General features: G+C 53.1%; 23 protein-coding genes. 8 read left to right on the top strand and 15 right to left on the bottom strand.

Features of this window, described 5'->3' with window-relative positions:
* Positions 1-34: 34 nt before the first annotated feature.
* The 7 genes from rsxE to BQ7483_RS08730 all read right to left on the bottom strand — a co-directional run bounded on the left by rsxE (position 35) and on the right by BQ7483_RS08730 (position 6,864).
* A complete protein-coding gene (gene rsxE / locus BQ7483_RS08700; RefSeq protein WP_072545613.1) occupies positions 35-619 on the bottom strand; it encodes an electron transport complex subunit RsxE in 585 nt (194 codons plus the stop codon).
* 16 nt (positions 620-635) lie between these two features.
* Complete coding sequence (locus BQ7483_RS08705; protein WP_072545614.1) at positions 636-1,295, bottom strand: RnfABCDGE type electron transport complex subunit G; 660 nt, start codon at positions 1,293-1,295, stop codon at positions 636-638.
* On the bottom strand, positions 1,292-2,287 hold the full coding sequence (locus tag BQ7483_RS08710) for an RnfABCDGE type electron transport complex subunit D (RefSeq protein ID WP_072545615.1): 996 nt from the start codon (positions 2,285-2,287) through the stop codon (positions 1,292-1,294). Before BQ7483_RS08710 ends, BQ7483_RS08705 begins: the two co-directional genes overlap by 4 nt.
* Positions 2,288-2,311: 24 nt before the next feature.
* A complete protein-coding gene (rsxC, locus tag BQ7483_RS08715; RefSeq protein ID WP_072545616.1) occupies positions 2,312-3,649 on the bottom strand; it encodes an electron transport complex subunit RsxC in 1,338 nt (445 codons plus the stop codon).
* A 37-nt stretch (positions 3,650-3,686) separates the two neighbouring features.
* Positions 3,687-4,592 carry a Fe-S cluster domain-containing protein gene (locus tag BQ7483_RS08720; protein ID WP_072545617.1) on the bottom strand — a complete coding sequence of 302 codons (906 nt, stop codon included), beginning with the start codon at positions 4,590-4,592 and terminating at the stop codon, positions 3,687-3,689.
* A gap of 34 nt (positions 4,593-4,626) precedes the next feature.
* Positions 4,627-5,049, bottom strand: coding sequence for a SoxR reducing system RseC family protein (locus BQ7483_RS08725; protein ID WP_072545618.1), 423 nt, complete (start codon positions 5,047-5,049; stop codon positions 4,627-4,629).
* A gap of 204 nt (positions 5,050-5,253) precedes the next feature.
* The gene (locus BQ7483_RS08730) at positions 5,254-6,864 is read right to left on the bottom strand and encodes a DUF3078 domain-containing protein (RefSeq protein WP_235847337.1); all 1,611 of its coding nucleotides are present in this window, start codon (positions 6,862-6,864) and stop codon (positions 5,254-5,256) included.
* Positions 6,865-7,028: 164 nt separating this feature from the next.
* Here BQ7483_RS08730 and BQ7483_RS08735 point away from each other — a divergent pair, with 164 nt between their 5' ends.
* The 4 genes from BQ7483_RS08735 to BQ7483_RS08750 all read left to right on the top strand — a co-directional run bounded on the left by BQ7483_RS08735 (position 7,029) and on the right by BQ7483_RS08750 (position 13,383).
* On the top strand, positions 7,029-8,666 hold the full coding sequence (locus BQ7483_RS08735) for a CTP synthase (RefSeq protein ID WP_022020536.1): 1,638 nt from the start codon (positions 7,029-7,031) through the stop codon (positions 8,664-8,666).
* 33 nt (positions 8,667-8,699) lie between these two features.
* Positions 8,700-10,550: a membrane protein insertase YidC gene (gene yidC / locus BQ7483_RS08740; protein ID WP_072545619.1), complete on the top strand. Its 1,851-nt coding sequence runs from the start codon at positions 8,700-8,702 to the stop codon at positions 10,548-10,550.
* Between the two features lie 284 nt (positions 10,551-10,834).
* Entirely contained in the window at positions 10,835-11,662 is an 828-nt protein-coding gene (locus BQ7483_RS08745) for a patatin-like phospholipase family protein (protein ID WP_022020538.1), read from the top strand.
* A 20-nt stretch (positions 11,663-11,682) separates the two neighbouring features.
* The gene (locus BQ7483_RS08750) at positions 11,683-13,383 is read left to right on the top strand and encodes an alpha-amylase family glycosyl hydrolase (protein WP_022020539.1); all 1,701 of its coding nucleotides are present in this window, start codon (positions 11,683-11,685) and stop codon (positions 13,381-13,383) included.
* A gap of 129 nt (positions 13,384-13,512) precedes the next feature.
* Here BQ7483_RS08750 and BQ7483_RS08755 read toward each other — a convergent pair whose 3' ends face one another.
* Positions 13,513-13,737 carry a DUF6965 family protein gene (locus tag BQ7483_RS08755; protein WP_072545620.1) on the bottom strand — a complete coding sequence of 75 codons (225 nt, stop codon included), beginning with the start codon at positions 13,735-13,737 and terminating at the stop codon, positions 13,513-13,515.
* 295 nt (positions 13,738-14,032) lie between these two features.
* Here BQ7483_RS08755 and BQ7483_RS08760 point away from each other — a divergent pair, with 295 nt between their 5' ends.
* Genes BQ7483_RS08760 through BQ7483_RS08770 form a run of 3 tightly spaced genes read left to right on the top strand, consistent with a single transcriptional unit; the run spans position 14,033 to position 17,225 of the window.
* Positions 14,033-14,698 (top strand): DUF2461 domain-containing protein, encoded by a 666-nt coding sequence (locus BQ7483_RS08760; RefSeq protein ID WP_072545621.1) that lies wholly within the window; start codon positions 14,033-14,035, stop codon positions 14,696-14,698.
* Positions 14,699-14,732: 34 nt separating this feature from the next.
* Positions 14,733-15,179 carry a NanQ anomerase/TabA/YiaL family protein gene (locus tag BQ7483_RS08765; RefSeq protein ID WP_072545622.1) on the top strand — a complete coding sequence of 149 codons (447 nt, stop codon included), beginning with the start codon at positions 14,733-14,735 and terminating at the stop codon, positions 15,177-15,179.
* A gap of 36 nt (positions 15,180-15,215) precedes the next feature.
* Entirely contained in the window at positions 15,216-17,225 is a 2,010-nt protein-coding gene (locus BQ7483_RS08770; protein WP_022020543.1) for an alpha amylase C-terminal domain-containing protein, read from the top strand.
* A 50-nt stretch (positions 17,226-17,275) separates the two neighbouring features.
* Here the strand turns inward: BQ7483_RS08770 and BQ7483_RS08775 are convergent, their stop codons facing one another.
* The 4 genes from BQ7483_RS08775 to BQ7483_RS08790 all read right to left on the bottom strand — a co-directional run bounded on the left by BQ7483_RS08775 (position 17,276) and on the right by BQ7483_RS08790 (position 21,534).
* Positions 17,276-18,646 (bottom strand): MATE family efflux transporter, encoded by a 1,371-nt coding sequence (locus BQ7483_RS08775; RefSeq protein ID WP_072545623.1) that lies wholly within the window; start codon positions 18,644-18,646, stop codon positions 17,276-17,278.
* Positions 18,647-18,850: 204 nt separating this feature from the next.
* A complete protein-coding gene (locus tag BQ7483_RS08780) occupies positions 18,851-19,564 on the bottom strand; it encodes a tetratricopeptide repeat protein (RefSeq protein WP_022020545.1) in 714 nt (237 codons plus the stop codon).
* Between the two features lie 121 nt (positions 19,565-19,685).
* Positions 19,686-20,486, bottom strand: a complete 801-nt coding sequence (locus tag BQ7483_RS08785) for a TrmH family RNA methyltransferase (RefSeq protein ID WP_072545624.1) — start codon at positions 20,484-20,486, stop codon at positions 19,686-19,688.
* A 4-nt stretch (positions 20,487-20,490) separates the two neighbouring features.
* Positions 20,491-21,534, bottom strand: a complete 1,044-nt coding sequence (locus BQ7483_RS08790) for an alcohol dehydrogenase (protein WP_072545625.1) — start codon at positions 21,532-21,534, stop codon at positions 20,491-20,493.
* A gap of 241 nt (positions 21,535-21,775) precedes the next feature.
* On the opposite strand from BQ7483_RS08790, the gene BQ7483_RS08795 reads away from it, so the two are divergent.
* Positions 21,776-22,252 (top strand): alanyl-tRNA editing protein, encoded by a 477-nt coding sequence (locus BQ7483_RS08795; protein WP_072545626.1) that lies wholly within the window; start codon positions 21,776-21,778, stop codon positions 22,250-22,252.
* A 215-nt stretch (positions 22,253-22,467) separates the two neighbouring features.
* Here the strand turns inward: BQ7483_RS08795 and BQ7483_RS08800 are convergent, their stop codons facing one another.
* The 3 genes from BQ7483_RS08800 to BQ7483_RS08810 are packed head-to-tail and all read right to left on the bottom strand — an operon-like array spanning position 22,468 to position 26,211.
* Entirely contained in the window at positions 22,468-23,583 is a 1,116-nt protein-coding gene (locus BQ7483_RS08800) for an ABC transporter permease (RefSeq protein WP_072545627.1), read from the bottom strand.
* Positions 23,584-23,590: 7 nt separating this feature from the next.
* Positions 23,591-24,694: an ABC transporter permease gene (locus BQ7483_RS08805; protein WP_072545628.1), complete on the bottom strand. Its 1,104-nt coding sequence runs from the start codon at positions 24,692-24,694 to the stop codon at positions 23,591-23,593.
* 59 nt (positions 24,695-24,753) lie between these two features.
* Entirely contained in the window at positions 24,754-26,211 is a 1,458-nt protein-coding gene (locus BQ7483_RS08810) for an ATP-binding cassette domain-containing protein (RefSeq protein WP_072545784.1), read from the bottom strand.
* Between the last annotated feature and the right edge of the window lie 19 nt (positions 26,212-26,230).

Raw genomic sequence — 26,230 nt, forward strand, 5'->3', positions numbered from 1 at the left:
TTGTTTCAATTTAGCATAAAGAATGAATGTTTGCTCATGCCTTCTTCAGGCGGTTCACCAACGCGATGAGATAGCCCAGCGCGATGAAGGCACCCGGCGCAAGCACGAAAATCAGCATGCCATATTCCTCAGGGATGAGGGAAAGGCCGAATATCTTGCCCGTGCCCAGGAACTCGCGCACGGCACCCAGCAGGGTCAGGGCGATGGTAAAGCCCAGGCCGATGCCAAGACCGTCGAACAGAGAGGCGACGGGATTGTTCTTGGCCGCAAAAGCCTCGGCACGTCCCAGCACAATGCAGTTCACCACAATCAAGGGGATGAACAGGCCCAGCGTGGCATACAGGGCCGGCACATAGGCTTGCATCACCATCTGGAGCAGCGTAACGAACGAAGCGATGACTACAATATAGGAAGGAATACGGACCATGTCGGGTATCAGGTTCTTGATGGCCGAAATGACGGTGTTCGAACAGATGAGCACGAACATCGTAGCCAGTCCCATACCCATACCGTTGATAGCCGACGACGTGGTACCCAGCGTAGGACACATACCCAGCAGAAGCACGAACGTCGGGTTCTCCTTGATGATGCCATTCATCAAAACTTTAAAGTTATTCATAAGTCAGGCTCCTTTCTTATTTGACGCTGGTAGAATCTGCCGTAGCAGGATCCTCAGCGGGTTGTTCAACATTCTTTTGAGTAGCTCCTGTAGCGCCGTCGGCTGTATTCTGGCCGGCATAGGCCGCATAAGCCGTATTGACTGCCTTCAGGAAGGCTCGTGAGGTAATTGTCGAGGCCGTGATGGCATCAATCTCTCCCCCATCCTTGCTCACCGTCAGCGGAGCGCTGCCGGGGTTCTTGCCTGTAATGTCACCACGATTTCCTTTCTTGAACCAGTCGGCCGCCTTCGAGCCCAGTCCAGGAGTCTCGGCGTGCGACAGCAGGGAGTAGTCGATGATATTGCCCTGGGCATCGAAGCCGACGAGCACCTTCAGATCACCGCCGAAGCCCATGGCCGATGCCTCTACAGCAGCACCGATATATTCACCTCCCTTGGTAGCAGGATATACGGCATACTCCACGCCGTTCACCTCCTGCATCTTCTTCTCGGCTATCGGGTCGTTGTCAAAACCTGGCACCACAGCCTTGACGGCATCGCTCAGCGTTTTGGCGTTGGCGGCCGCAATAGGTTCCTTGGTCAGTTCGTTGACCCACGCCAGCAGTGCTACGGAAATGACTGTGACTCCCGTGAGCACCAGCAACATATTCTTTAAAGACGATTCTAACTTTTTCATTTTTTCTTTGCTACCTCCCCGAAGCGTTTAGGTTTGACATACGTATTGATCAGCGGAGTGAACGCGTTCATGATGAGAATGGCGAAAGACATACCCTCAGGATAAGCACCGAACAAACGGATGATGACCGTCAGCAGACCGATGCAGACGCCATATACGAGCATACCTCTGTGGTTCATCGGCGAAGTCACGTAGTCGGTCGCCATGAAGATGGCACCCAGCATCAGACCACCCGACAACAGATGGGTCAAGCCGCAAGCATACTTGGCAGGGTCCACCCAATGCATGATGGACGTGAACACCAGTACCGTCACCAGGATGGAAACAGGAATATGCCACGTGATGATCTTCTTCCACAACATATAGACCAGACCCAACAGCAGGGCCAGCGCGCTCACCTCACCGATACATCCTGGGTTGTTGCCGAAGAACAGGTCCAAGGCACTGGGGAGCTGGTCCATCGAGAAGCCTGGGGCGCCGTTGGCAACACCTTTCATAATAGCCAGCGGGGTGGCAGTAGTCACCGCATCGGTATAGGCGGTCAGCTGCCCCACAGCAGGCCAGCTGGTCATCTGCACGGGGAAGGACAACAACAGGAACACACGTCCTGCCAGTGCCGGGTTGAAAGGATTACAACCCAAGCCTCCGAATGACATCTTGGCTACGCCAATGGCAAACAGGGCACCGAGAATGATAATCCAGACAGGCAGGTTGGAAGGCAGGTTGAATGCCAGCAGCACGCCCGTAATGATGGCCGAACCATCGAAAATGGTCGTCGTTTCTTTCTTCATGATAAACTTGCCGATGGCCCATTCAAAGAATACACAGGCCAGCACGGAAGTCAGCGTCACAATCAAAGCTCCCACTCCGAAGAAATAGAGCGACACGAGAAAAGCGGGCAGCAGGGCGACAAGCACACCATACATATTCTTTTTCACGCTGTCACCCCCATGGACGTGGGGCGAAAGGGATACAATTAACTTATTCATAATGTTCTTTAATTCGGTGATTTATTCTTACTTCTTGGCCTGACGTGCACGGATCATCGCGCCGACCTTGACCTTGCCCAAACGGATGAAGTCGAGCATCGGACGGTTGGACGGACAAGTGAACTGGCACGAGCCGCATTCGATGCACGACATGATGTCTTCCTTCTCCACCCGCTCGAAATCGCCATGGGCCGAAACGGTAGCCAGCAGATAAGGCTCCAGTCCCATCGGGCAGGCACCCACACACTTGGCACAACGGATGCAGGGCTGGATGGCACCACGCTTGGCCTCCTTGTCGTTCATAATCAGAATGCCTGAACTGCCTTTGGCCGTAGGCACATCCGTATTGACCAGCGCCTTGCCCATCATCGGGCCGCCGCCGATAATCTTGCCCGTATCTTCGGGCAGGCCACCACAAGCCTCAATCAGTTGCTTCATCGGCGTACCGATGCGTGCCAGAAAGTTGGAAGGCTTGGCCAGCGACTTGCCAGTCACGGTAATCACACGCTCAAACAGAGGCTTGTTCTTCTGCACAGCCTGGTATACGGCAAAAGCCGTCCCCACATTCTGTACAACAGCACCGGTAGAAATAGGAAGTGCGCCTGCTGCCACCTGCCGCTTGATGATGGCATCGATCAGCTGCTTTTCGCCTCCCTGCGGATATTTCACCTTCAGGGGAACCACTTCGATACCGGCATAAGTAGAAGCGACCTTCGTCATCAACTGGATGGCATCGGGTTTGTTGTTTTCAATGCCGATAAACGCCTTGTTCACCTTCACGGCCTTCATCAGGATGGTGACGCCCACCATAATTTCCTCGGCATGCTCCAGCATCAGCTGATGGTCAGCCGTCAGATAGGGCTCGCACTCCACCGCATTGATGATGACGCATTCGGCCTTGAACGCGGGAGGCGGACAAAGCTTCACCTGCGTCGGGAAGCAGGCACCACCCATACCGACGATGCCGGCATCCGCAATCTTCTTGACGATTTCTTCGGAAGAAAGCTTGCATTCCTTGACCAGCGTATCGCTGCGGTCGATGCTCTCCTCCCATTCGTCTCCCTCTACATCTATAAATATAGCAGGTTTCGGATATCCACTGGCATCGACAATGGTATCAATCTTGGCAACCTTTCCGCTGACAGACGAGTGAATGGCCGCCGATACAAAGCCACCAGGTTCGGCAATCTTTGTACCTACTTTCACAACATCACCCTTGGCAACAATCGGCTTGGCAGGAGCACCGATGTGCTGGCTGAGCAGAATGGCCACCTTGGCCGGAATTTCGGCCTTGATGATGGGCTGATGTGCTGAAAGTTTATTTTCGTGTGGATGAACACCACCGATTGAAAATGTCTTCAACATACAAATCTTGTATTTAGTCGTTTATTGATTCTGTTTATTATGCTTCAGCCTTCGGAGCTTCGGGAGCCGCTACAGGAGCTTCTGCTTTCGAAGGGGCAGGAGCAGCTTCATCGGCCTTCGGTTTGCGCGGAGGGAAATTCAAGGCAATGATGGCATTTTGCGGACAAGCCTCCTCGCATTTGCGGCAAGACTTGCACTTGTCCGGATTGATATAGGCCAGGTTGTTTTCCAGCGTAATGGCTTCGAACGGACAAACCTTCACACACTTGCCGCAACCAATACATGCCACCGCACAAGCCTTGCGGGCCACCGCACCCTTGTCCTTGTTGACACACTGCACGTACACGCGACGCGATTTCTTGCCTTGCGGACGGATTTCGATGATGTTACGCGGACAAGCCTTGGCACAAGCTCCACAAGCGGTACATTTGGCTTCATCCACTTCAGGCAGGCCAGTCTCGGGATTCATGTGGATGGCTCCGAACTGGCAGGCCGAAACGCAATCGCCACAACCCAAACAACCATAGCTGCAACCCGTTTCACCCCCATAAAGAGAAGAGGCGATGGCACAACTCTTGGCGCCATCATACTGGTTGATGCGCGGACGGTTCTGGCAGGTACCATTACATCTCACTACAGCTACCTTCGGTTCAGAAGCGGCGGCAGTCAGTCCCAAAATATCAGCCACCTTTGCCATCACCGGCTGTCCGCCGACCGGACAAAGTTTGCCTTCCAGCGAACCAGCCTTTACACAAGCATCGGCAAATCCGCTACAACCAGGGAAACCACATCCACCACAGTTCGCCTGAGGCAACACAGCTGCCACCTGAGCAATCCGCGGGTCTTCGTACACAGCAAACTTCTTGGAAGCGACATACAGAATGGCAGCCAGTACCAAGGCTATCACTCCCAATGAAATTACTGCAATCAGAATTACATTCATAATGTTTGTTGTTAATTAATTATTTGAATTTTAGTTAGTTCATCGGCTGTATGGTAAAAGAGAACTTTTTCCCCAACCGGGTTCGGTTCAACCACAATATAAAATAATAGGGAATCAGCAACAGGAGGGAACACAACGCAGCATACAGTTCATGTTTCCACAACGCCATAAAGACAAAAAGTGCCACAACCAGCAGCACAAAGGGAACAACAAAGGCCAACAGGACGGCCATATATCCCATAGACAGCTGTCCCATCACCCAAACCCTATCACCCGGACGGCAAATCTGGGCAGAAGCGGGATCGTTCACATCAATCAGCTTTTCCTTGGAATCGGCCGAAGAGCAATGCCCTTTTATGCTACACGCAGCACAGGCAGAAGTCTGCACAATTCTGACCTGAAGGTGGGCACCGTCTATGTTTTCCACAATACCTTGATGTTTTATAGTATCCGTCATTTTGCAAAGTATGCATTACAAATCGCGGCAAATTTAAGCATAATTTATGAACTACAAGCCTTTCTCAAGCTTTTTCTGTGTACGCAAACAATGTTTTTTCAAAAAAAAGTGGCTCCCCTTGCCAGGAAGCCACTTTTTAGATTGTTTTTAATTCGTTTTTCTGCCGTTCGAGTCACGGAACAGCCACTATTCCACAAGGGAATGTCACCAGCTATAACTCAAGCCAAAGCCCAACGTTTCGGTAGCCTGGAAATAATTGTCTCCGACCGTAGGAGCCGTACTGTCATCATATCGGGCCAGCACATACAACTTGGCAGAAAGGAAACGGGTCAGAATAAAGTCGATATTGGTTTCCCATTCGGCACGTACCCATTGATAAATGGTCAGATAATCCAGACGGGTGGTCAACTTGATGGAAGGAATAATAGTCCATGCAAAGTTCGTCTGAATCTGCGAACCGATATTATGCTTAACCGACGCCCCTTCATCCAAGCCATAGCTGGTTTCACTCACCCGGCTATTGCCCACATATCGCATGGTATGCGTAAAGGGTGCCAGGAAAACGGAGAGGGTAAATTTACTCTTCTCCAACTTATAATCCATACCAATACTCGTCGACCAGTCCAAAGGCGCAAAGAATGCAGCCTTCAAGTCGTTGCTGTTCGTTCCATAAGAATTGAACAGCTGAGTCTTGAATTCGGTCGATATCGTATAATACCATTTCGAAAAAGCCTTCACGCCCAACTTGCTGTACAATCTAAGCTGATCGCTCGTTACCAGGAACTTGTGGCAGGTATCCGACGGGGCCGAATTGATATTCGTCTTTATTTCCATCAAGTTTTCCCATTCCACCCGTTCCTTGTCATTATAATTGGCTTTCAGCAACAGATTGACCAAAAAAGTATTCGAACTCTCGCCACCCTTGTACCAGTTACGCGAAATGCTGTTTTGAGAGAACTGAATTGAGCCGCTTCCCGATGTAACCCACCAATTAGGTTTATGGATAACCACACCGGCTTCCTCATTGAAATCCATCTGCTTCTTTTTAATGAGCTTGGTCACAGAAGGTCTGGAAGAGACTTCCTTTTCTATATTATCTTGAAACACACGTCTTTGCATAATTTCATCTTCGGTTAAGACAACCAGATCGGGATGATTGACGTACGTACTGAGGAGTGCCTTGTCAACCTGCTCGTTGGCTTGTTCGATAGCAGTAAATGGACGTTTGTCAAAAGGCAGCATTTTCACTTCCCATTCAGGCACCGTGTCCTTTCGGGAGTTTTGTTCCCACCCCAAGGCAGAGATTCTAGCCATTGGAGAATAATAGAAAGTGAAAGGAAGAAACAAACGATAGTATTTGGGGTCGGCCGCTATATACCGTTCAGGAGTGGAAGGGTCGTTCAAATAATGAAGTACCCCCAAATTCTTTTCATACGCCAATGAAAATGTATCTGTTTTCATCTCGCCCGTCTCAGGTATGCGTCTCAATTTCAGGACACAATATTGCGACAGCAAATCTGACAACTTCGTTCCTTCCTCCTTTACCTGCTGGGATTTCTGCGATCTCTTGTTGCTGCGGGCAACTTGCAGGGTATCCTTATTCGCACCCGTCACAACCAGCGAATCGGATGGTTGCCGACGGTTGGGGAACACGACTTCCACAGAATCTTTACTTATCCCTCCCGTCTGTTTGATACTGTCCGGCCTCTGCCGGCTTTCTGTTTCGCCCAGCTGTATGGCCGAACTCTGTGCTGATAACGGCGCAGAAACCGCCAAAAGCATCATCCACGCCAAAAGATGTCCATTCTTCCTCATAATACACAAATCATTAAAGCCCTAAAATGATTAATCGGGCACAAATTTAGCTTAAAATATTTACTTCATCCCCTTTTTTTTGTAATTTTGCAGCTTTAAAATGTCGATATGTTAATAACACGTCCGGCATCAGAACAGTATAACAAATTTAAACCATTATAGTTGTGGGAGAAACAAAGTATATTTTCGTCACCGGTGGCGTTGCCTCTTCATTGGGCAAAGGAATCATCTCGTCTTCCATCGGTAAGTTGTTGCAAGCCAGAGGCTACAAAGTAACTATCCAGAAGTTTGACCCGTACATCAACATCGACCCGGGGACCCTGAATCCGTATGAGCACGGCGAGTGCTATGTAACGGTAGACGGACACGAAGCCGACCTCGACTTGGGGCACTATGAACGTTTTTTGGGTATCCAGACAACCAAGGCCAACAACATCACGACCGGCCGCATCTACAAGAGTGTCATCGACAAGGAACGTCGGGGCGACTATTTGGGAAAAACCATCCAGATCATTCCGCATATCACGGATGAAATCAAACGTAACGTCAAGCTGCTCGGCAATAAATATAAATTCGACTTCGTCATCACCGAAATCGGCGGAACCGTTGGCGACATCGAGTCACTCCCCTATCTGGAAAGTATCCGCCAGCTGAAATGGGAATTGGGAAAAGATGCTCTGTGTGTACACCTGACGTACGTTCCCTACCTGGCTGCAGCAGGCGAGCTGAAGACAAAACCCACCCAGCATTCTGTCAAAGAGCTGCAAAGCGCCGGTATCCAGCCGGACATTCTTGTCCTTCGCACCGAACACGAACTGAGCATCAATCTCCGCAAGAAAGTGGCTCTGTTCTGCAACGTCGACGAAGAAGCAGTCGTACAGAGCATCGATGCCCCGACCATCTACGAAGTGCCCATCCTGATGCAGGAACAGAAGCTGGATGCCACCATTCTGAAAAAAATGGGATTGCCAGTCGGCGATACGCCGGGTCTTGGCCCTTGGCGCAGTTTTCTGGAACGCCGCCACAAGGCAGAAAAGACAGAACCCATCCACATCGCCCTGGTCGGCAAATACGACCTGCAGGATGCCTACAAGTCTATCCGTGAAGCCCTCTCCCAGGCCGGCACTTACAACGACCGCAAGGTTTCTGTAGACTTCGTCAACAGTGAGAAGCTGACAGACGACAACATCGCCGAAGCCTTGAAAGGCATGTCGGGCGTACTCATCGGTCCGGGCTTCGGAGAGCGTGGTATCAATGGCAAGTTTGTTGCCATCAAATATGCCCGTACCCATGATATTCCTACATTCGGCATCTGTCTGGGCATGCAGTGTATTGCCATTGAATTCGCCCGTGACGTATTGGGATATGCTGATGCCAATTCGCGCGAAATGGACGAAAAGACTCCCCACAACGTCATCGACATCATGGAAGAACAGAAGTCCATCACCAACATGGGCGGCACCATGCGACTGGGAGCTTACGAATGTGTCCTTCAGAAAGGAAGCAAAGCCTATGAGGCCTATGGCACCGAACACATTCAGGAACGCCATCGCCACCGCTACGAATTCAACAACCTTTATAAGGCCGAATATGAAGCAGCTGGCATGAAGTGTACAGGTATCAATCCCGAATCCGACCTGGTGGAAATTGTAGAAATCCCAACCCTCCGCTGGTATATCGGCACGCAGTTCCATCCTGAATACAGCAGTACCGTGCTCCATCCGCACCCGCTGTTCGTATCGTTTGTAAAGGCTGCCATCGAATATCACGAAGATTGCAAGAAAAATCAGGCAAACCATTAATACATCATTATTATTTAAACAGAAAAGACCCCAATGGATAAAAATACCATTACCGGACTGGTACTGATTGCCATCCTGCTGGTAGGCTTCAGTTTCTTGAGCCGCCCCAGCAAGGAGCAGTTGGCAGCCCAGCAACACTACTACGACTCCATCGCCCAAGTCCAACAGCGCGAGGCCGATTTAAAGGCTAAAGCCGAAGCGGCTTTGGCCAATGAAAGGGCCGAAGCCGTCAACGACTCCACGTCTTTATTCTTCCACTCACTCCAAGGAGCAGACTCGCTGATAACCATCCAGAACGACGTGATGAAGCTGACGCTCTGCACAAAAGGCGGTACACCCTTCTCGGTGACGCTGAAAGAATATATGGAGCAGGACAAGAAGACCCCTCTTACCTTGTTCAACGGCAATGACATCAACCTCAACTTCTTGTTCTACAACAAACAGGAAACTATTCAGACGCAGAACTATTACTTTAAGGAAGTCAATCATACAGACAGTACCGTTACCATGCGTCTGATGGCAGATGCCGACAGCTACATCGACTTCAACTACGCCCTTCATGCAGGAAGCTACCTGGTAGACTTCGACATTCAGGCCGTAGGCATGTCCGACAAACTGGCTTCGGGCAACCGTCATGTAGACATTGAATGGTCGCAACGCGCCCGTCAGATAGAGAAAGGCTATACGTATGAAAACCGTCTGGCCGAATTGACCTATAAAATCAGTGGAGAAGGAACCGACTATCTCTCGGCGAACAAAAGCGACGAGAAGGAAGTGGCCGAACCACTGAACTGGATTGCTTTCAAGAACCAGTTCTTCTCTTCGGTCTTCATCACCGATGCCAATTTCGAGAAAGCCAAGCTCTCCTCCAAGATGGAGACAGAAGGCAGCGGATACATCAAGGACTATGCGGCTGAGATGAATACCCAGTTCGACCCCACCGGCCAGCAGCCCTCAAAATTCTACTTCTACTTCGGTCCCAACCATTACAAGACGCTGACGGCGCTCGACAACGACCGTGAAAACGAATGGGAGCTGAACAAACTCGTCTACCTAGGCTGGCCGTTGTTCCGCTGGGTCAACAAGTGGTTCATCATCAACATCTTCGACTGGCTTTCCGGATGGGGCCTCAGCATGGGTATGGTACTGCTTTTCCTGACACTCATTGTCAAGGCAGTCGTATTCCCCGCTACGTGGAAGACCTATATGTCTTCAGCTAAGATGCGTGTTCTGAAACCGAAAATCGACGTCATCAACCAAAAATATCCCAAGCAGGAAGATGCCATGAAGAAGCAGCAGGAAATCATGGGGCTCTACAGCCAGTATGGTGTCAGCCCGATGGGAGGCTGTCTGCCGATGCTCATCCAGATGCCCGTACTCATTGCCCTGTTCATGTTTATCCCGAGTGCCATCGAGCTGCGCCAGCAGGGATTCCTGTGGGCCGACGATCTCTCCACCTACGATGCTTTCGTCACCTTCCCGTTCCACATTCCATTGCTGGGCAACCACCTCAGCTTGTTCTGTGTTCTGATGACAGTGACCAACATTCTGAATACGAAGTATATGATGCAACAGCAGGATACGGGTGCCAATCCACAAATGGCAGCTATGAAGTGGATGTCCTATCTGATGCCTATCATGTTCCTGTTCATCCTGAACAATTATCCTTCGGGACTGAACTATTACTACTTCATCTCTACGCTGATTAGTGTCATTACGACCCTTGTATTGCGCAAGACGACCAACGAAGCCAAACTCCTGGCCCAATTGGAGGCAAACAAGAAAGATCCCAAGAAGATGAAGATGTCAGGCTTTGCCGCTCGTCTGGAAGCGATGCAGAAGCAGCAGGAAGAGATGATGAAGCAAAGACAGAACCGCAAATAATTTTCCATTAACCAAAGATAAAGCGAGGATGGTCCGACGGATTCATCCTCGCTTTTTTCACACATAACACTTTCCTACCACATCCAGACTTCAGAAAGCATACATCCTGCCGACAGTTCCTATATATCTTGCAGAAAGGTTATGGGCATCCTCTTCCACCCTTTCTCCATCGTCCGAAAGCACCCCGAATGCAAGGCAATACACCCGATTCCACAATTTTAATTCTCCAAGTTTCTTGCTACTTTGATAAATTTACTAACTTCGTGGCCAATAAACCATAGAATATGGAAGCAACCGCAAACAGCTATTTCAAAACCAAGTATCCGACAGGATTCGCACTGAGCGGCGGATTCATCAAAGGATTCGCCCACTTGGGCGTGATGCAGGCCCTGTTGGAGCATGATATCCGTCCTGACATTCTTTCGGGAGTCAGTGCCGGGGCATTGGCCGGTGTCTTCTATGCCGACGGCAACGAGCCCCATGAAGTGCTGAAATACTTTGCCGGACACAAGTTCCAGGACCTCACCAAACTGGTCATACCCAAAGTGGGCCTGTTCGAACTGGATGAGTTCATAGACTTCCTGCGGAGCAATCTTAAGGCCCAACGGCTGGAAGAGTTGAAAACACCGCTCATCGTAACTGCCACCGATCTGGACCACGGCCGCCTGGTACACTTCCACAAGGGTGACATTGCCGAACGGATAGCCGCGTCATGCTGCATGCCCGTATTGTTCGAACCGGTCTGCATCAACGGGACCAACTATGTGGACGGCGGCGTACTGATGAACCTGCCCGTCACCATCATCCGACGCCTGTGCGAGAAAGTAGTGGCCATCAACGTCAGCCCGCTCATGGCCACCAAATACAAAAAAAATATCGTGAGTATCGCCATGCGTTCCTACAACTTCATGTTCCGCTCCAATACATTCCCCGAACGCGAGAAGGCCGACTTGCTCATCGAACCATACAATTTGGCCGGATACAGTAACCGTGAGCTGGAAAAAGCGGAAGAAATTTTTATGCAGGGATACAATACAGCCCGCGACACCATTGCCCGTCTCTTGGAAGAAAAAGGCAGTATATGGAAAACAGAAACTTCCACCTTAGAATGACTTAAATATTCAGATAAGATATGAACGACAACGACAACAAACTCATCATTTATCAAGTGTTTACCCGACTATTCGGAAACAACCATAACCATTGCATCTACAATGGAAGCTTGGCCGAAAACGGATGTGGAAAGATGGCCGATTTCACCGGTAAGGCACTGGACGAAATCAAGAAACTGGGAGCCACCCATATCTGGTACACCGGCATCATCGAACATGCGACGCAAACCGACTACCGCCGCTACAACATACGTCCCGACCATCCGGCCATTGTCAAGGGAAAGGCCGGTTCGCCATACGCCATCAAGGACTATTACGACGTAGATCCCGACCTGGCCAAAGACGTACCCGGACGTATGAAGGAATTCGAGAACCTGGTACAGCGTACTCACCGAAGTGGTCTGAAGGTCATCATCGACTTTGTACCCAACCACGTGGCCCGCCAATACCACTCGGACATGCAACCCGACGGTACGACTGAACTGGGTGCCAACGATGACCCGAAATATGCCTTCAGCCCCTACAACAATTTCTATTATATTCCCCAAAGCGAGCTGCACGGCCAGTTCGACATGAAGGGCAGCGCTGCCGAGCCTTACCACGAATACCCGGCCAAAGCTACGGGCAACAACCGCTTCGACGCCTATCCGAACATCACCGATTGGTACGAAACGGTCAAGCTGAACTACGGAGTGGACTACCAGAACGGAGGCACCTGCCACTTCGACCCCACCCCCGACACGTGGAGTAAGATACTGGACATCCTGTTGTTCTGGGCCGGCAAGAATATAGACGGGTTCCGTTGTGACATGGCCGAAATGGTACCGGTAGAATTTTGGGAATGGGTCATTCCACAAGTGAAAGAAAAACACCCTGACCTGCTGTTTATAGCCGAAGTCTACAACCCCAATGAATACCACAATTATCTGAAGAGAGGCCATTTCGACTACCTGTACGACAAGGTAGGTCTGTACGACACGCTGCGCGGCATCATCTGCGGCAATGAGTCAGCGACCAACATCACCCACTGCTGGCAGAGTTTGGGAGGTATTGAGAAACAGATGCTCAACTTTCTGGAGAACCACGACGAACAGCGCATCGCTTCCGACTTCTTCGTCAACAATCCCTGGAAAGCCATCCCGGCACTTGTAGTGGCAGCCTGCATGAACACCAACCCGATGATGATTTATTTCGGCCAGGAGTTCGGCGAACTGGGTATGGACAGCGAAGGATTCAGCGGACGCGACGGACGTACCACCATCTTCGACTACTGGAGCGTGGACAGCATCCGGCGCTGGCGCAACGGAGGCCGCTTTGACGGCAAGATGCTTACCGAGAACGAAAAACATCTGTATGCCGTCTACCAGCGGATACTCACCCTTTGCCGACAGGAGAAAGCCATCGCCCGCGGCCTGTTCTTCGACCTGATGTATGCCAATATCGGCGGCTGGCGTTTCAACGAGCACCGCCAATTTGCCTTCCTGCGGAAATGTGACAACGAAGTACTGCTGTTTGTTGTCAACTTCGACTCTGTATCGGCACACGTAGCCGTCAACATTCCGTCACACGCCTTCAGCTATCTGCAGATGCCGCAGGTAGACAATTACGAAGCTACCGACCTGCTTACCGGTGAGAAGGAGATGGTCTGTCTCCTTCCCTACAAGGCGACAGAAGTCAGCGTCCACGAACACAGCGCCCGAATCCTGAAATTCACACTCTGATCCTTGATTAATAGAAGAACAAACTGTATCAAAAGGGAAAAGGACTTGTCGTTCTGATAGCCCTTTACCGTTTTTGATACAGCTTGTTCTGTTTTCCGTCCCTTTTTGTTTTTTTCCTGTTCGAAAAATCTATTTCTCCAATGCCTCCTTCAGATGGTACAACCTCGCGATGGCCGGATGGTAAAACGGGTCGGGATAGTGTGCCTGAATGTCTTTCAAATTGGCATCGACATAGCGGGGTACATCAAATATATACTCGGCATCGTTCAGCCGCATTTCCTTTGGAAAGGAAGCCTTCGCCGCCCACTCTGTCAGGGCTCGCACACTGTCTTCATCATAAGCATATTCTTTCATAAAATCGGTACTTTAGAATCGTCGCACAAAGGTAACATAAAAAAACTTCCGCTCTACTTTGAACAAAACAAAAAGACAGTTGTTATATAAATGTGTTTTTCATAGTATTAGATATAAGATTAATTTGCATCGGGTTTGCTTGTGAAAGTAGACTACGGCAACAACAGAAGCGTCTGTTGAAACAATGAATGCTTTAAAAGCATCGGTTTCCCCAAGCCGATGCTTTTTTTTGTCAACTTATTGGCAGTTTAGAGATTTTATTTGTAAGTTTGTCAATTGATAAGAAAAACTGTATATGAATATACCTGTAATATTCCAATTCTTGAAGGAAGTTGCTACCCATAACAACCGCGAATGGTTTCACCAACATCGTGAGCAGTATGAAACGGCACGCCGAGAATTCGAAAGCCTGCTGACAGCTGTCATTTCACGCATCTCCCTTTTCGACGAATCTATACGCGGCATCGAGGCCAAGGATTGTACCTACCGCATCTATCGCGACACCCGCTTCAGCGAGGACAAGACACCCTACAAGACCCACATGGGCGGCTACATCAATGCCAAAGGAAAGAAATCGGACCACTGCGGCTACTACATCCATCTGGAACCGGGTCACTGCCTGCTGGCCGGAGGAAGCTATTGCCCGCCTCCTGCCCTGCTGAAAGCCCTGCGGCAGGCTGTCTACGACAATATGGATGAGTTCCGTAGCATCGTGGAGGATCCGGCTTTCCGAAAATACTTCCCCGTCGTGGGCGAAACGTTCCTGAAGACGGCCCCCAAAGGTTTCCCAAAGGATTTCCCTTACCTGAAATACCTGCAATGCAAGGAATACACCGTCAACTGCCCACTGCCCGACGATTTTTTCCTGCAGCCGGACTTTCTGGACCGGACATCAGACATCTTCCGGCAGCTGAAACGCTTCGCTGACTTTGTGAACTATACCATTGACGACTTTGAATAAAAACTGATTATAACTAACTTAAAACATTGGAATTATGATTATAGACAGACTGGAGAACATTGAAAAATATGTATCGCTGAACCCGCTGTTTGCACAGGCATTCGAATTCCTGAAATCGCACGACCTGAAAGTCCTCGAACCGGGCAAAACTGAATTGAAAGGCAAAGACCTCCTTGTTAACGTCACCGAAGCCAAACCCAAGACCAAGGAACAGGCCCGGCTGGAAACCCACCGCGACTTCATCGACATCCAGATACCGCTCTCGGATACGGAAGTGATGGGCTATACCCCCGCTGCAGACTGTCGTCCCGCCGATGCACCCTATAGTGAAGAAAAAGATATCACCTTCTTCGAAGGACCGGCAGACAGCTATATTGACGTGAAGCCCGGAATGTTTGCCATTTTCTTCCCGCAGGACGGCCATGCACCGGCCATCACTCCGAACGGCGTCAAGAAAATCATCATCAAGGTAAAAGCCTGACAACATAGAATTATCAATCATCAAATATCATCCGTTATGGAAACACTGAATCTGATAAAAAACGATCCCTGGCTGGAGCCTTATGCCGATGCCATCAACGGACGCCACCAGCATGCCATAGACAAGGAAGCCGAACTGACCAACCACGGCAAGAAGACATTGTCAGACTTCGCGTCGGGCTATCTCTACTTCGGCCTGCACCGCACGGATACGGGTTGGGTGTTCCGCGAATGGGCACCCAATGCCACCCAAATCTTCCTGACCGGAACCTTCAACGGATGGAAGGAAGAAAAGAAATTCAGCCTGAAACGCAAGAGTAACGGCAACTGGGAACTGAAACTCCCGGCCGATGCCCTGAAGCACGGCGACCTCTACAAGCTGAAAGTGTACTGGGACGGAGGATGCGGCGAACGCATACCGGCATGGGCTACCCGTGTAGTACAGGACGAGCAGACCAAAATCTTCAGCGCACAGGTATGGGACCCTGCCAAACCATACAAGATGAAGAAGCGCAGCTTCAAGCCCGCCACCGATCCGCTGCTGATCTATGAATGCCACATCGGCATGGCCCAGCAGGAAGAGAAGGTGGGCACCTACAAAGAGTTCCAGGAAAACGTACTGCCGCGTATCGTGGCCGACGGCTACAACTGCATCCAGATTATGGCCATCCAGGAACATCCCTACTACGGTAGCTTCGGCTATCACGTGTCCAGCTTCTTTGCCGCCTCGTCGCGCTTCGGCACCCCCGATGAACTGAAGGAACTGATTGACACCGCCCACAGCATGGGACTGGCCGTCATCATGGACATTGTCCACTCGCATGCCGTGAAGAACGAAGTCGAGGGACTGGGCAACTTTGCCGGCGACCCCAACCAGTACTTCTATCCGGGCGACCGCCACGAACATCCGGCCTGGGACTCGCTCTGCTTCGACTACGGCAAGAACGAAGTGCTCCACTTCCTGCTGTCCAACTGCAAATTCTGGCTGGAAGAATACCATTTCGACGGTTTCCGCTTTGACGGTGTGACATCGATGCTCTACTATAGTCACGGATTGGGCGAAGCCTTCTGCAACTACAACGACTACTTCAACGGCCATCAGGACGACAACGCCATATGCTACCTGACGCTGGCCAACCGCCTTATCCATCAGGTAAACCCCAAGGCCATCACCATTGCCGAAGAGGTGTCGGGCATGCCCGGACTGGCTGCCAAATTTGAGGACGGCGGTTACGGTTTCGACTACCGCATGGCCATGAACATCCCCGACTACTGGATCAAGACCATCAAGGAAAAGATTGACGAAGACTGGAAACCGTCGAGCATGTTCTGGGAAGTGACCAACCGTCGCAAGGACGAAAAGACCATTTCGTACGCCGAAAGCCACGACCAGGCACTGGTGGGCGACAAGACCATCATCTTCCGCCTGATAGACGCCGACATGTACTGGCACATGCAGAAGGGCGACGAAAACTATGTCGTGAAACGGGGTATCGCCCTTCACAAGATGATCCGCCTGCTGACCGCCACCACCATCAACGGCGGCTACCTGAATTTCATGGGCAACGAATTCGGACATCCTGAATGGATAGACTTCCCGCGTGAAGGCAACGGATGGTCGTGCAAATATGCCCGCCGCCAATGGAACCTGGTGGACAACAAGAACCTGGCCTACCATTACCTGGGCGACTTCGACGCAGCCATGCTGAAAGTCATCAAGAGCATCAAGAACTTCCAGGCCACTCCCGTACAGGAAATCTGGCACAACGACGGCGACCAGGTTTTGGCCTACATGCGCAAGGATCTGGTGTTCGTCTTCAACTTCAACCCGAAGCAGTCGTTCACCGACTACGGTTTCTTGGTGCCGGCCGGATGCTATGAAGTCATCTTGGATTCGGACAACCCAGCCTACGGCGGATACGGATTCAACGACGACAGCGTGAAGCACTTCACCCTCCCCGATCCTCTGTACAAGAAAGAGAAGAAGGAATGGATGAAGCTCTACCTGCCCGCACGCACGGCCATGGTGCTGAGAAGAATGAAATAATCGGATAAACAAAGGGAAAGGGGCTGCCTCGTGGGAGATAGCCCCTTTCTTTATGCTTTCGCCGTCTTTTTCCGGATTGTCATCCAGTAGGCAGTCAGCACCAGCAGACCGGTAACAATCCACGACACAGGATAAACGGTCATCAATACATCGTAGCCCCGCCATACCGGAGACACGACATAGACCCACACCATCCGGAGCAGACAAGTACCGAAGACCGTCAACAGCGCTGGAGTAAACGACTTGCCCATCCCCCGCAACGAAGAACCCGCAATCTCATAGCTGCTGGCAATGAACTGCAAGGCCAGCACAATGTGCATGCGAAGCGTTCCGTAATGATGCACCATCGGCACATTGGAAAAGAATCCCAGGAAGAAATCACTCTGCCAAGCAAAGAGCCAGTTGAACGCGGCACAGAACGCCACACTCGAACCCATGCAAATCCAGAACACACGATGTACACGGTCCATCCTTCCGGCCCCATAATTCTGGGCAATGAAACTGATGGCCGCTCCGTTGAACCCCTGAATCAGGAAATAGCAATAATACTCGAAATTGACCGCAGCGGCCGAGCCGGCAATCGCATCGGCTCCGTAACTGTTGATGGACGACTGCACCACCACATTGGAGATGGAGAATATCATCCCTTGCAGACCGGCCGGCACTCCGATGCGCAACATGCGGTTCAGCTCCGTGGAATAAATCTTCACCTTGCTGAATTGCAGGCGGAAAGGTTCTTTTTCCTTGCACAGCAGCCGGATAATCAACGCCGCACTCACCGCATTGGAGATTCCCGTCGCCACAGCCACTCCTGCCACTCCCATGCGGAAACAAAGCACAAACAGCAGATTCAGCAACGTATTGACCACCCCGGCAATGACCAGAATATAAAGCGGACGACGCGTATCGCCCATGCTTCGCAAAATCGCCGCCCCGAAGTTGAAGGCCATGATGAAAGGCATTCCCAGGAAATAGATGCGCAGATACGTCACGGCCTCATCCAGCACATTCGGAGGGGTTCCCATCCACGTCAGAATCGGCTCGGCAGCCACCTGCCCCAGTACCAGCAGAAAGAATCCGCTCAGCAGGGCCACCAGTTCCACCGTGTTGATGGCACGGCGTATGCTCCGGTCGTCACGCTGGCCGATGTGATTGGAGATGATGGCGCAGGCTCCCATAGAAACGCCCATAAACAAGTTGATGAGCAACCCGATGACCGGAGCGTTGCTGCCTACTGCTGCCAGGGCTTCGCTTCCCACGAAATGCCCCACCACAGCCACATCGACCGAATTAAAAAGCTCCTGTAACAAACTGCTGGCTGCCAGCGGAAGGGCAAACACCAGGATTTTCTTGAACAACGGTCCGTTGAGCATGTCTATCTCATTGCTCCGGGCACGCTTATGATCCACACTGCTATCCATCTTTTCTACCTTCTTCAAAAAATGCGCGGCAAAGTTACAGCAAATTCGGGAAAGATGGATAACCAATCTCCCTATTCCTTTCCTTTCTGCTTCGATGCATCCGCAAGTTCCTGCCCTCGGCCCGATTCCCACAGATACAAGAAAGGCCATCCCAATTTGATTTGAGACAGCCTTTCTTCCTTTATGCTTTCGTCCACAAACGCCTTACTCGGCCTGTAGCTGGATATCAATCTGCTTCAGCATGTTGTTGACATTGTCCAGCATCTTCTTCTGCTTCGGATTGGTCAGCAACTTGGCGGCCGATTCCAGATAGCCCTTGGCTTCCGTATAGATGGTCTTGGCCTTCTCGCGGTCGGTAGCCAGTGTCTTGGTAGCATCGTTGTATTTCAAGGCACCCAGGCTGTAGAGGGCACTCGTATTGTTTTCCTGAACAGTCAGGATTTCCTTGTAAGCCTCTTCAGCAGCCTCCGTCTTTCCGGCCTTCTGTGCCATGATACCTGTATTCAGATAATAAGTGGCATACATTTTGGTCAGCGACTTGTCGCCCGGCACTTCCTTCAGACCTTCCTTGATAGTGGCGATGTACTCGTCGTTCTTCTTCAGATCCTTCAAGGCACCGGCTTTGCCGATATAGGCATTCACGAGATTGTATTTCTTCTGAACCGCAATGTCGAAATACTTCAAAGCATCTGCTGGTTTCTTTATTTTATCGGCGCAAAGACCGCAATTGAAGGCAATGACAGAATCCTGATTGTTGGTTTGGTTCAGATAGGAACTGAAGTTCGTATAGGCAGTCTGGTAGTCTTTGGCTTCCAAGGCAGCAATGCCGTCGTTTCTCAATTTTGCGAGGTCAGCCTCCTGGGCGAAAAAGTTTGTGGCAGCACAACAAAGTGCAAGAGATAAGATTAATTTTTTCATATTGCTTTAACGGTTTTAAAAATGTACATCCAAAAATAACGGCCAAAAGGATAAAAAGCAAGTCCCTTTCACTTTTTTTTTGTATAAGCCGACGAATGTAACATGTATTAGCATTCCCGTATCATTTCTTTCTCAACTCCCAGAACGCGACGGCCGAGGCTGCCGCCACGTTCAACGAATCGACTCCGTGGGCCATGGGGATGCGTACCACATAGTCGGCCCCGGCAATGGTTTCGCGGGGCAGGCCGTCGCCCTCGGTCCCCATCACCAGTGCCAGCCGAGGCTCCTCCTTCAGTACCGGGGCGTCCAGCGGTATGGAACGGTCAGTCAGTGCCATGGCGGCGGTGCGGAAACCCAACCCGTGCAGGCAAGCGAGCGGCTGCTCTACCCACGTCCACGGCACCAGGAAGACCGAACCCATCGACACGCGCACGGCACGGCGGTTCAGCGGGTCGCACGAGTCGGTGGTGAGCAGCACGGCGTCGATGCCCAGCGCGGCGGCCGAGCGGAAGATGGCGCCGATGTTGGTCGCATCAACCACACCGTGGATCACCACCACCCGGCGGGCCTCCCGGCAGACATCGTCCACCGCAGGCGGAACAGGACGGCGCATGGCACAGAGCACGCCGCGCGTCAGGGTGTATCCCGTCAGCCGGGCCAGCAGGTCGCGCTCGCCCGTATAGACGGGGATGTCGCCTACCCGCGCAAGGATGTCAGCCGCATCGCCCGTCAGGTGCCGACGTTCGCACAGCAGGGCCACAGGTACATGACCGGCATCGAGGGCCACCCGGATGACCTTCGGACTCTCGGCGATGAAGATGCCCCGCTGCGGGTCGAGGCGATTGCGCAGCTGCGCTTCGGTCAGGGTGCTGAACACCTCCACTCCGGGATGGTCCAGCGACTGGATTTCTATGACTGGCATGGGCTTATTGCTGTTTTTCGGTGATGGCTACTTTGATCACTCCGTCCAGGCGGTTCTCGAAGATGCGGTAGGCTTCCCCGATACGGTCGAGAGGGAAGCGGTGGGTGATGAGCGGCGTGGTGTCTATCCTTCCTTCGGCTATCAGGCGGAGAATTTCCGCACAGTCACATCCGTCCACTCCGCCGGTCTTGAAGGTCAGGTTCTTGCCATACATGTCGGGCAGGGGCAGCACCTGCGGCCGGTCGTACAGGGCCACGACGGTGACCACCGCATTGGGGCGGGCGCACTCCCAGGCCAGGCGGAACGTATCGTCGGCTCCGGCCACTTCGAGCACCACGTCGGCCCCGCCGTGCGCACTATGTCCGAGCACCTGCTCCCGGCACGCCTCGGGCAAAACGACGAGCACGTCGGGATAATGTTCGCGCACGAAGCGGGCGCGTTCTTCCGACTTCTCGCAGACGATGACCTGCCGCGGCCGTTTCAGCAGCACGCACAGCAAGGTACAGATGCCCGTGGGGCCTGCTCCGATGATGAGCACCGTGTCGTCCGGCCGGATGTCCGAGATGCGGGCGGCCCAGAAGCCGGTGGCCAGGATGTCGCCCACGAAGAGGGCCTGCTCGTCGCTGACGCCGTCGGGGATGCGGTTCAGTCCCTGGTCGGCATGGGGCACACGCACGTACTCGGCCTGTCCGCCGTCGATGCGGCAGCCCAGCGCCCAGCCTCCGTCGGGGTCTTCGCAGTTGTTCACATAGCCGTGACGGCAGAAGAAACACTCGCCGCAGAAGGTTTCGACGTTCACCGTCACCCGGTCGCCGGGCTTTACGGAAGTGACGCCCTCGCCCACCCGTTCGACAACGCCCACCATCTCGTGGCCGACGGTAATGCCGGGCACGGCACGGGGCACGCTGCCGTGCTTGATGTGCAGGTCGCTCGTACAGATGCTGCCCAGCGTGACGCGCACCAGGGCGTCATGCGGGTCTTTCAGTTGGGGCACGGGCTTCTCCTGCAATTCGAAATGCCCGTGCTCCACGTAAGTATATGCCAACATATTCTTTCTTTATTTAAATGGTTCGATGGTACAAAGCTATGCAATTTTACGTTCAGACAAAAGAACAGAAGCACAAAAATAATTATGCATGAAGGTTTAGACAGAAGAACAAAAGTACATAATTATTTATGGAGGATATAATATTCTTCTGTTCTTTTGTTCTTCTGTCTGAAATTTACGTTCTTTTATTCTTCTGTCTGAAAGAATATTGTACTTTTGGCACCGAATAAATCAGTTAAATATGGAACAACAACCCCAACTCAACGAGCACAACAAGCAGGAATACCCGCCCATGCACACCTGCGAACACATCATCAACCAAACCATGATACGCCTCTTCGGGTGCGGAAGGTCGGTATCGGCCCACATCGAACGGAAGAAGAGCAAGCTGGACTACCGCCTGGAGCAGCAGCCGACGGAAGAAGACGCGAAGCGGCTGGAGGATGCCGTGAACGAAGTCATCGGCCGGCATCTGGATGTCACTACGGAATTCATCACGCAGGAGGAGGCCCGCGGCCGCTTCGACCTGCAACGCCTGCCAGACGACGCCTCGCAGACGGTGCGCATAGTCAAGGTAGGCGACTACGACGAATGCCTCTGCATCGGCACGCACGTGGCCAACACGGCAGAAATCGGTACCTTCCGCATCATCAGCCACGACTGGGACGAGGCGGAGAAGCGCTGGCGCATCCGCTTCAAGCTCGTCAGCCCGGCATAAGCCCCGTACGCACGCACCCGTTTCCGCAGGGGGGAACGCGTATCCCATACGAGGAAACGGCCGTTACCATTGAAGGGAACGACCGTTTCCATGCAAGGGGAACGCCTGTTTCCTTTAAAGGGAACGAGCGTTTCCTTGTACAGGGAACGGGCGTTTCCTCGTAGGGGAAACGGGGTTTTCCATACAGATTATGATATACCCTCGAAAGCCGACCCTTAGCCGCTCTTGCGGTAACTCTTCACGGCCCACAGATTGAAGCCTGCGGCAAAGAGCAGCAGCATGCCCAGCTGCGGAAGCAGGTCGGCCACACCGCCGCCACGCAGGTAGACGGTGCGCATCACCTCCACGAAGTAGCGCAACGGATTGGCGTAGGTAAGGGCCTGCGCCCAGCGGGGCATGCTGTGGATAGGCGTAAAGAGGCCGCTCATCAGCACCAGAATCAGGATGAAGAAGAACATGACGAACATGGCCTGCTGGAGCGTGGACGAATAGTTGGACACCACCAGCCCGAAACCCGACACCACCAGCAGGAAGATGAGCGAAAAGAAATAGAGCGTCAGGAAATGGCCCGCGGGCAGGATGCCGTAGAGCAGCCACGCCAGCACAAAGGCGATGGTGAGCACCACCAGCCCCACCAGCCAGTAGGGTATCAGCTTGGCGCAGATGAAGGTGAACTTGCGCACAGGCGTCACGTTGATCTGCTCGATGGTGCCCGCCTCCTTCTCGCCCACCACGTTCAAGGCCGGAAGGGCACCGCAGATAAGGGTGAGCAGCATCACCATCAGAGCCGGAACCATGAAGAGTTTGTAGTTGAGCCGCGGATTGTAGAGGTTCAGTGTCTGCACCGATACCTGCGGCAGCTTGAAGGCTGGCGCCATGGAACGTCCTTCGGTAGCGGACAGGCTGCGGGCGTAATCCGAGATGATGGACGACAGATAGGAACTGCCCATACCGCCCTTCGTGCCGTTTACCGCATTGGCAGCCACCAGCACACGGGGCGCTCCACCACGCATCCAGTCCTTCTCGAAGTCGCGCGGAATCTCCAGCACAATGTCGGCCGAACCTGCTTCCACATGCCGCAGGGCCTCATCGTAAGTCGCAGGAAAGGCCGACACACGGAAGTAGTCCGATGCAGCCACTTTCTCCACCAGCCGCCGTGACAGGGGACTGCGGTCGCCGTCCACAATGTCCAGCCGGATGTTCTTGATTTCCAAGCTGGCCGCCCATGGCATCAGAATCATAATCATGCAGGGGAACAGCAGAATGAGCTTCGGGATGAACGGATTCCTGAAGAGCTGCTTGAATTCTTTTTCTATCAGATACTTTATCATACGACTTTCATTCTAACCGGTTCTTGAACTTCTTGAGGCTGACCGTGACCAGCACCACCGCCATCCCCAGCAGCACGCCCACCTCGGTAAGTACATTCACCACATCGACGCCCTGTATCATCAGCTTGCGCACGGCCTGGATGTACCAACGCGCCGGAATGGCCGCCGAAATGCCCTGAAGCACCCAAGGCATACTCTCCACCGGGAAAATCATGCCGGACAGCAGCATCGTAGGCATCATCAGCACCAGTCCCGAAGCCAGCATGGCCGCCACCTGCGTCTGCGTCAGGGTGGAGATGAGCAGCCCCAGCGAGAGCGACACGAAGATGAAGAGCAGCGACACAGTCACCAGCCACGGCAGACTGCCCGCTACAGGCACATGGAGCACATAGACCGACAGCAGCAGGATGGTCGTCAGGTTGACGAACGACAGCACAAAATAGGGCACGGCCTTGGAGAGGATAATAAAGATGGGCCGCACGGGCGAGACGAGCAGTACCTCCATCGTGCCCATCTCCTTCTCGCGAACGATGGAGACGGACGTCATCATGGCGCAAATCAGCATCAGGATGAGCCCCATGACGCCAGGCACGAAGTTATAGACACTTTTCATCTGCGGATTGTAGAGCAGCTTCACTTCAGGTTGAAGCAGAGGGACACGCACTCCGGCAGGCAGCAGTTCGCGGGCCGCAGCAGTGATGATACCTGTAGCATAGCTGGTCTGCATGGTGGCCGTGTTGGGATCGGTAGCGTCGGTCACCAACTGCACGGCGGCGTCACCCGTATAGAGCCCGTCCGCAAAGCCGGGACTGAACACCACAGCCATATCCACCTGCGAGCGGCGGAAGGCCTCATCCATCTCCTGTGGTGTGTGGAAGCGGGCCGTCAGCGTGAAGTACTCCGAAGCGTCCAGCCGCTCGACGATGCGGCGCGTCAGTACGTCGTCCGAAGGGTCGAGCACGGCTATGCGCACGTTCTGCACCTCGGTGGTGATGGCAAAGCCGAACAGAATAATCTGCACCACGGGCATCACGAGCAGGATGAGCATCGTCCTGCGGTCGCGGAAGATGTGGCGGAATTCCTTGCCGGCAAATATGAGGAACTGTTTCATTTCTATCAGTAGTTAAAGAAGTTAGAGGGAGTTAGAGGCCGATAGCCTTACGCATCGCTTCACGTCACCCGTTCCGCCTCGCGCGCCAGCCGCCGGAACACTTCGTCCATCGTGGCGGCGTGGAAGGTGCGTTTCAGTCCGTCGGGTGAGTCAAGGGCACGGATGCGCCCGTCCACCATGATGGAAATACGGTCGCAATACTCCGCCTCGTCCATGAAGTGGGTGGTGACGAAGACCGTGATGCCGCGGTCGGCCGCCTGATAGATGAGTTCCCAGAACTGGCGGCGCGTGGCAGGGTCCACCCCACCCGTCGGTTCGTCCAGAAAAACAATCTCCGGCTCGTGGAACACGGCCACCGAGAAGGCCAGCTTCTGTTTCCAGCCCAGCGGCAGGCTGCCCACCCGTGTGTTGCGTTCCGCCTCCAGTCCGATGCGGCGCAGCACCTCGTCGGTGCGCGGAACGATGTCAGCCTCCTTCACGCCGTAGATACCCGCAAAGAGGCGGATGTTCTCCCACACCTTCAGATCCTCGTAGAGCGAGAATTTCTGGCTCATGTAGCCGATGTGGCGCTTCACCTCCTCGGGTTGCCGCTCCACGTCGAAGCCGGCCACCGTGGCCCGTCCGTCCGTAGGCCGGCTCAGGCCCGTGAGCATACGCATGGCGGTGGTCTTCCCCGCCCCGTTGGCACCCAGGAAGCCGAAGATTTCGCCCCGCCCCACGCTGAACGAGATGTGGTCCACAGCCACGAACGAGCCGAACTGTTTCGTCAGCCCCTCCACCTCGATAACCGGACGGTCGGCATGCCGCGTCTCGTCGTGACTGAGGCCCGGCGGACAGAGAATGTCGGCAAAGTGCGTCAGAATGCGGTCGGGCGTGTCGATGCCGTGCACCTGTCCCCGGTTGAGGAAAGCGATGCGGTCGCACTGCCGCGCCTCGTCCACGATGGGAGTGGAGACAACGATGGTGATGCCCTGCTCCTTCAGGCGGCGAAGCATGTCCCACAGCTCCCGGCGCGACACAGGGTCCACGCCCGTAGTAGGTTCGTCCAGGAACAGCACCTCGGGCTTGTGGATGAGGGCGCAGCTCAAGGCCAGCTTCTGTTTCATGCCGCCCGAGAGGGCTCCGGCACGGCGTGTGCGGAAGGGTTCTATCTGACTGTAGATGTCGCGCACCAGGTCGTAGTTCTCACGGATGGAGGTACCGAAGACGGTGGCGAAGAACTGGAGGTTTTCCTCCACCGTCAGGTCAGGATAGAGCGAGAAGCGTCCGGGCATATAACCCACACGGCGGCGTATTTCCTTGTACTGCCGCTCCACATCGAAGCCCACCACCATGGCCCGTCCGCTGTCCGGCCGGAGCAGGGTGGTCAGGAGGCGGAACAGGGTGGTTTTCCCTGCCCCGTCGGGACCAATGAGTCCGAAGATCTCGCCACGGCGCACCGCGAACGATACGTCGTCCACGGCCTTCACCGCGCCGTAGCTCTTCGTCAGTCTGTCTGCTGCCAGTATGGTTTCCATCATCATGCAATTTACAATG

Origin of the sequence: Mediterranea massiliensis (genome assembly GCF_900128475.1) — a bacterium.
Classification (GTDB): Bacteria; Bacteroidota; Bacteroidia; order Bacteroidales; family Bacteroidaceae; genus Bacteroides; species Bacteroides massiliensis_E.

Bases quoted from the DNA above. Each gene is read 5' to 3' on its own strand.
- rsxE (WP_072545613.1), bottom strand. From the start codon at position 619: ATGAATAACTTTAAAGTTTTGATGAATGGCATCATCAAGGAGAACCCG.
- BQ7483_RS08705 (WP_072545614.1), bottom strand. From the start codon at position 1,295: ATGAAAAAGTTAGAATCGTCTTTAAAGAATATGTTGCTGGTGCTCACG.
- rsxC (WP_072545616.1), bottom strand. From the start codon at position 3,649: ATGTTGAAGACATTTTCAATCGGTGGTGTTCATCCACACGAAAATAAA.
- BQ7483_RS08720 (WP_072545617.1), bottom strand. From the start codon at position 4,592: ATGAATGTAATTCTGATTGCAGTAATTTCATTGGGAGTGATAGCCTTG.
- BQ7483_RS08725 (WP_072545618.1), bottom strand. From the start codon at position 5,049: ATGACGGATACTATAAAACATCAAGGTATTGTGGAAAACATAGACGGT.
- BQ7483_RS08730 (WP_235847337.1), bottom strand. From the start codon at position 6,864: ATGAGGAAGAATGGACATCTTTTGGCGTGGATGATGCTTTTGGCGGTT.
- yidC (WP_072545619.1), top strand. From the start codon at position 8,700: ATGGATAAAAATACCATTACCGGACTGGTACTGATTGCCATCCTGCTG.
- BQ7483_RS08745 (WP_022020538.1), top strand. From the start codon at position 10,835: ATGGAAGCAACCGCAAACAGCTATTTCAAAACCAAGTATCCGACAGGA.
- BQ7483_RS08750 (WP_022020539.1), top strand. From the start codon at position 11,683: ATGAACGACAACGACAACAAACTCATCATTTATCAAGTGTTTACCCGA.
- BQ7483_RS08755 (WP_072545620.1), bottom strand. From the start codon at position 13,737: ATGAAAGAATATGCTTATGATGAAGACAGTGTGCGAGCCCTGACAGAG.
- BQ7483_RS08760 (WP_072545621.1), top strand. From the start codon at position 14,033: ATGAATATACCTGTAATATTCCAATTCTTGAAGGAAGTTGCTACCCAT.
- BQ7483_RS08765 (WP_072545622.1), top strand. From the start codon at position 14,733: ATGATTATAGACAGACTGGAGAACATTGAAAAATATGTATCGCTGAAC.
- BQ7483_RS08770 (WP_022020543.1), top strand. From the start codon at position 15,216: ATGGAAACACTGAATCTGATAAAAAACGATCCCTGGCTGGAGCCTTAT.
- BQ7483_RS08775 (WP_072545623.1), bottom strand. From the start codon at position 18,646: ATGGATAGCAGTGTGGATCATAAGCGTGCCCGGAGCAATGAGATAGAC.
- BQ7483_RS08780 (WP_022020545.1), bottom strand. From the start codon at position 19,564: ATGAAAAAATTAATCTTATCTCTTGCACTTTGTTGTGCTGCCACAAAC.
- BQ7483_RS08785 (WP_072545624.1), bottom strand. From the start codon at position 20,486: ATGCCAGTCATAGAAATCCAGTCGCTGGACCATCCCGGAGTGGAGGTG.
- BQ7483_RS08790 (WP_072545625.1), bottom strand. From the start codon at position 21,534: ATGTTGGCATATACTTACGTGGAGCACGGGCATTTCGAATTGCAGGAG.
- BQ7483_RS08795 (WP_072545626.1), top strand. From the start codon at position 21,776: ATGGAACAACAACCCCAACTCAACGAGCACAACAAGCAGGAATACCCG.
- BQ7483_RS08800 (WP_072545627.1), bottom strand. From the start codon at position 23,583: ATGATAAAGTATCTGATAGAAAAAGAATTCAAGCAGCTCTTCAGGAAT.
- BQ7483_RS08805 (WP_072545628.1), bottom strand. From the start codon at position 24,694: ATGAAACAGTTCCTCATATTTGCCGGCAAGGAATTCCGCCACATCTTC.
- BQ7483_RS08810 (WP_072545784.1), bottom strand. From the start codon at position 26,211: ATGGAAACCATACTGGCAGCAGACAGACTGACGAAGAGCTACGGCGCG.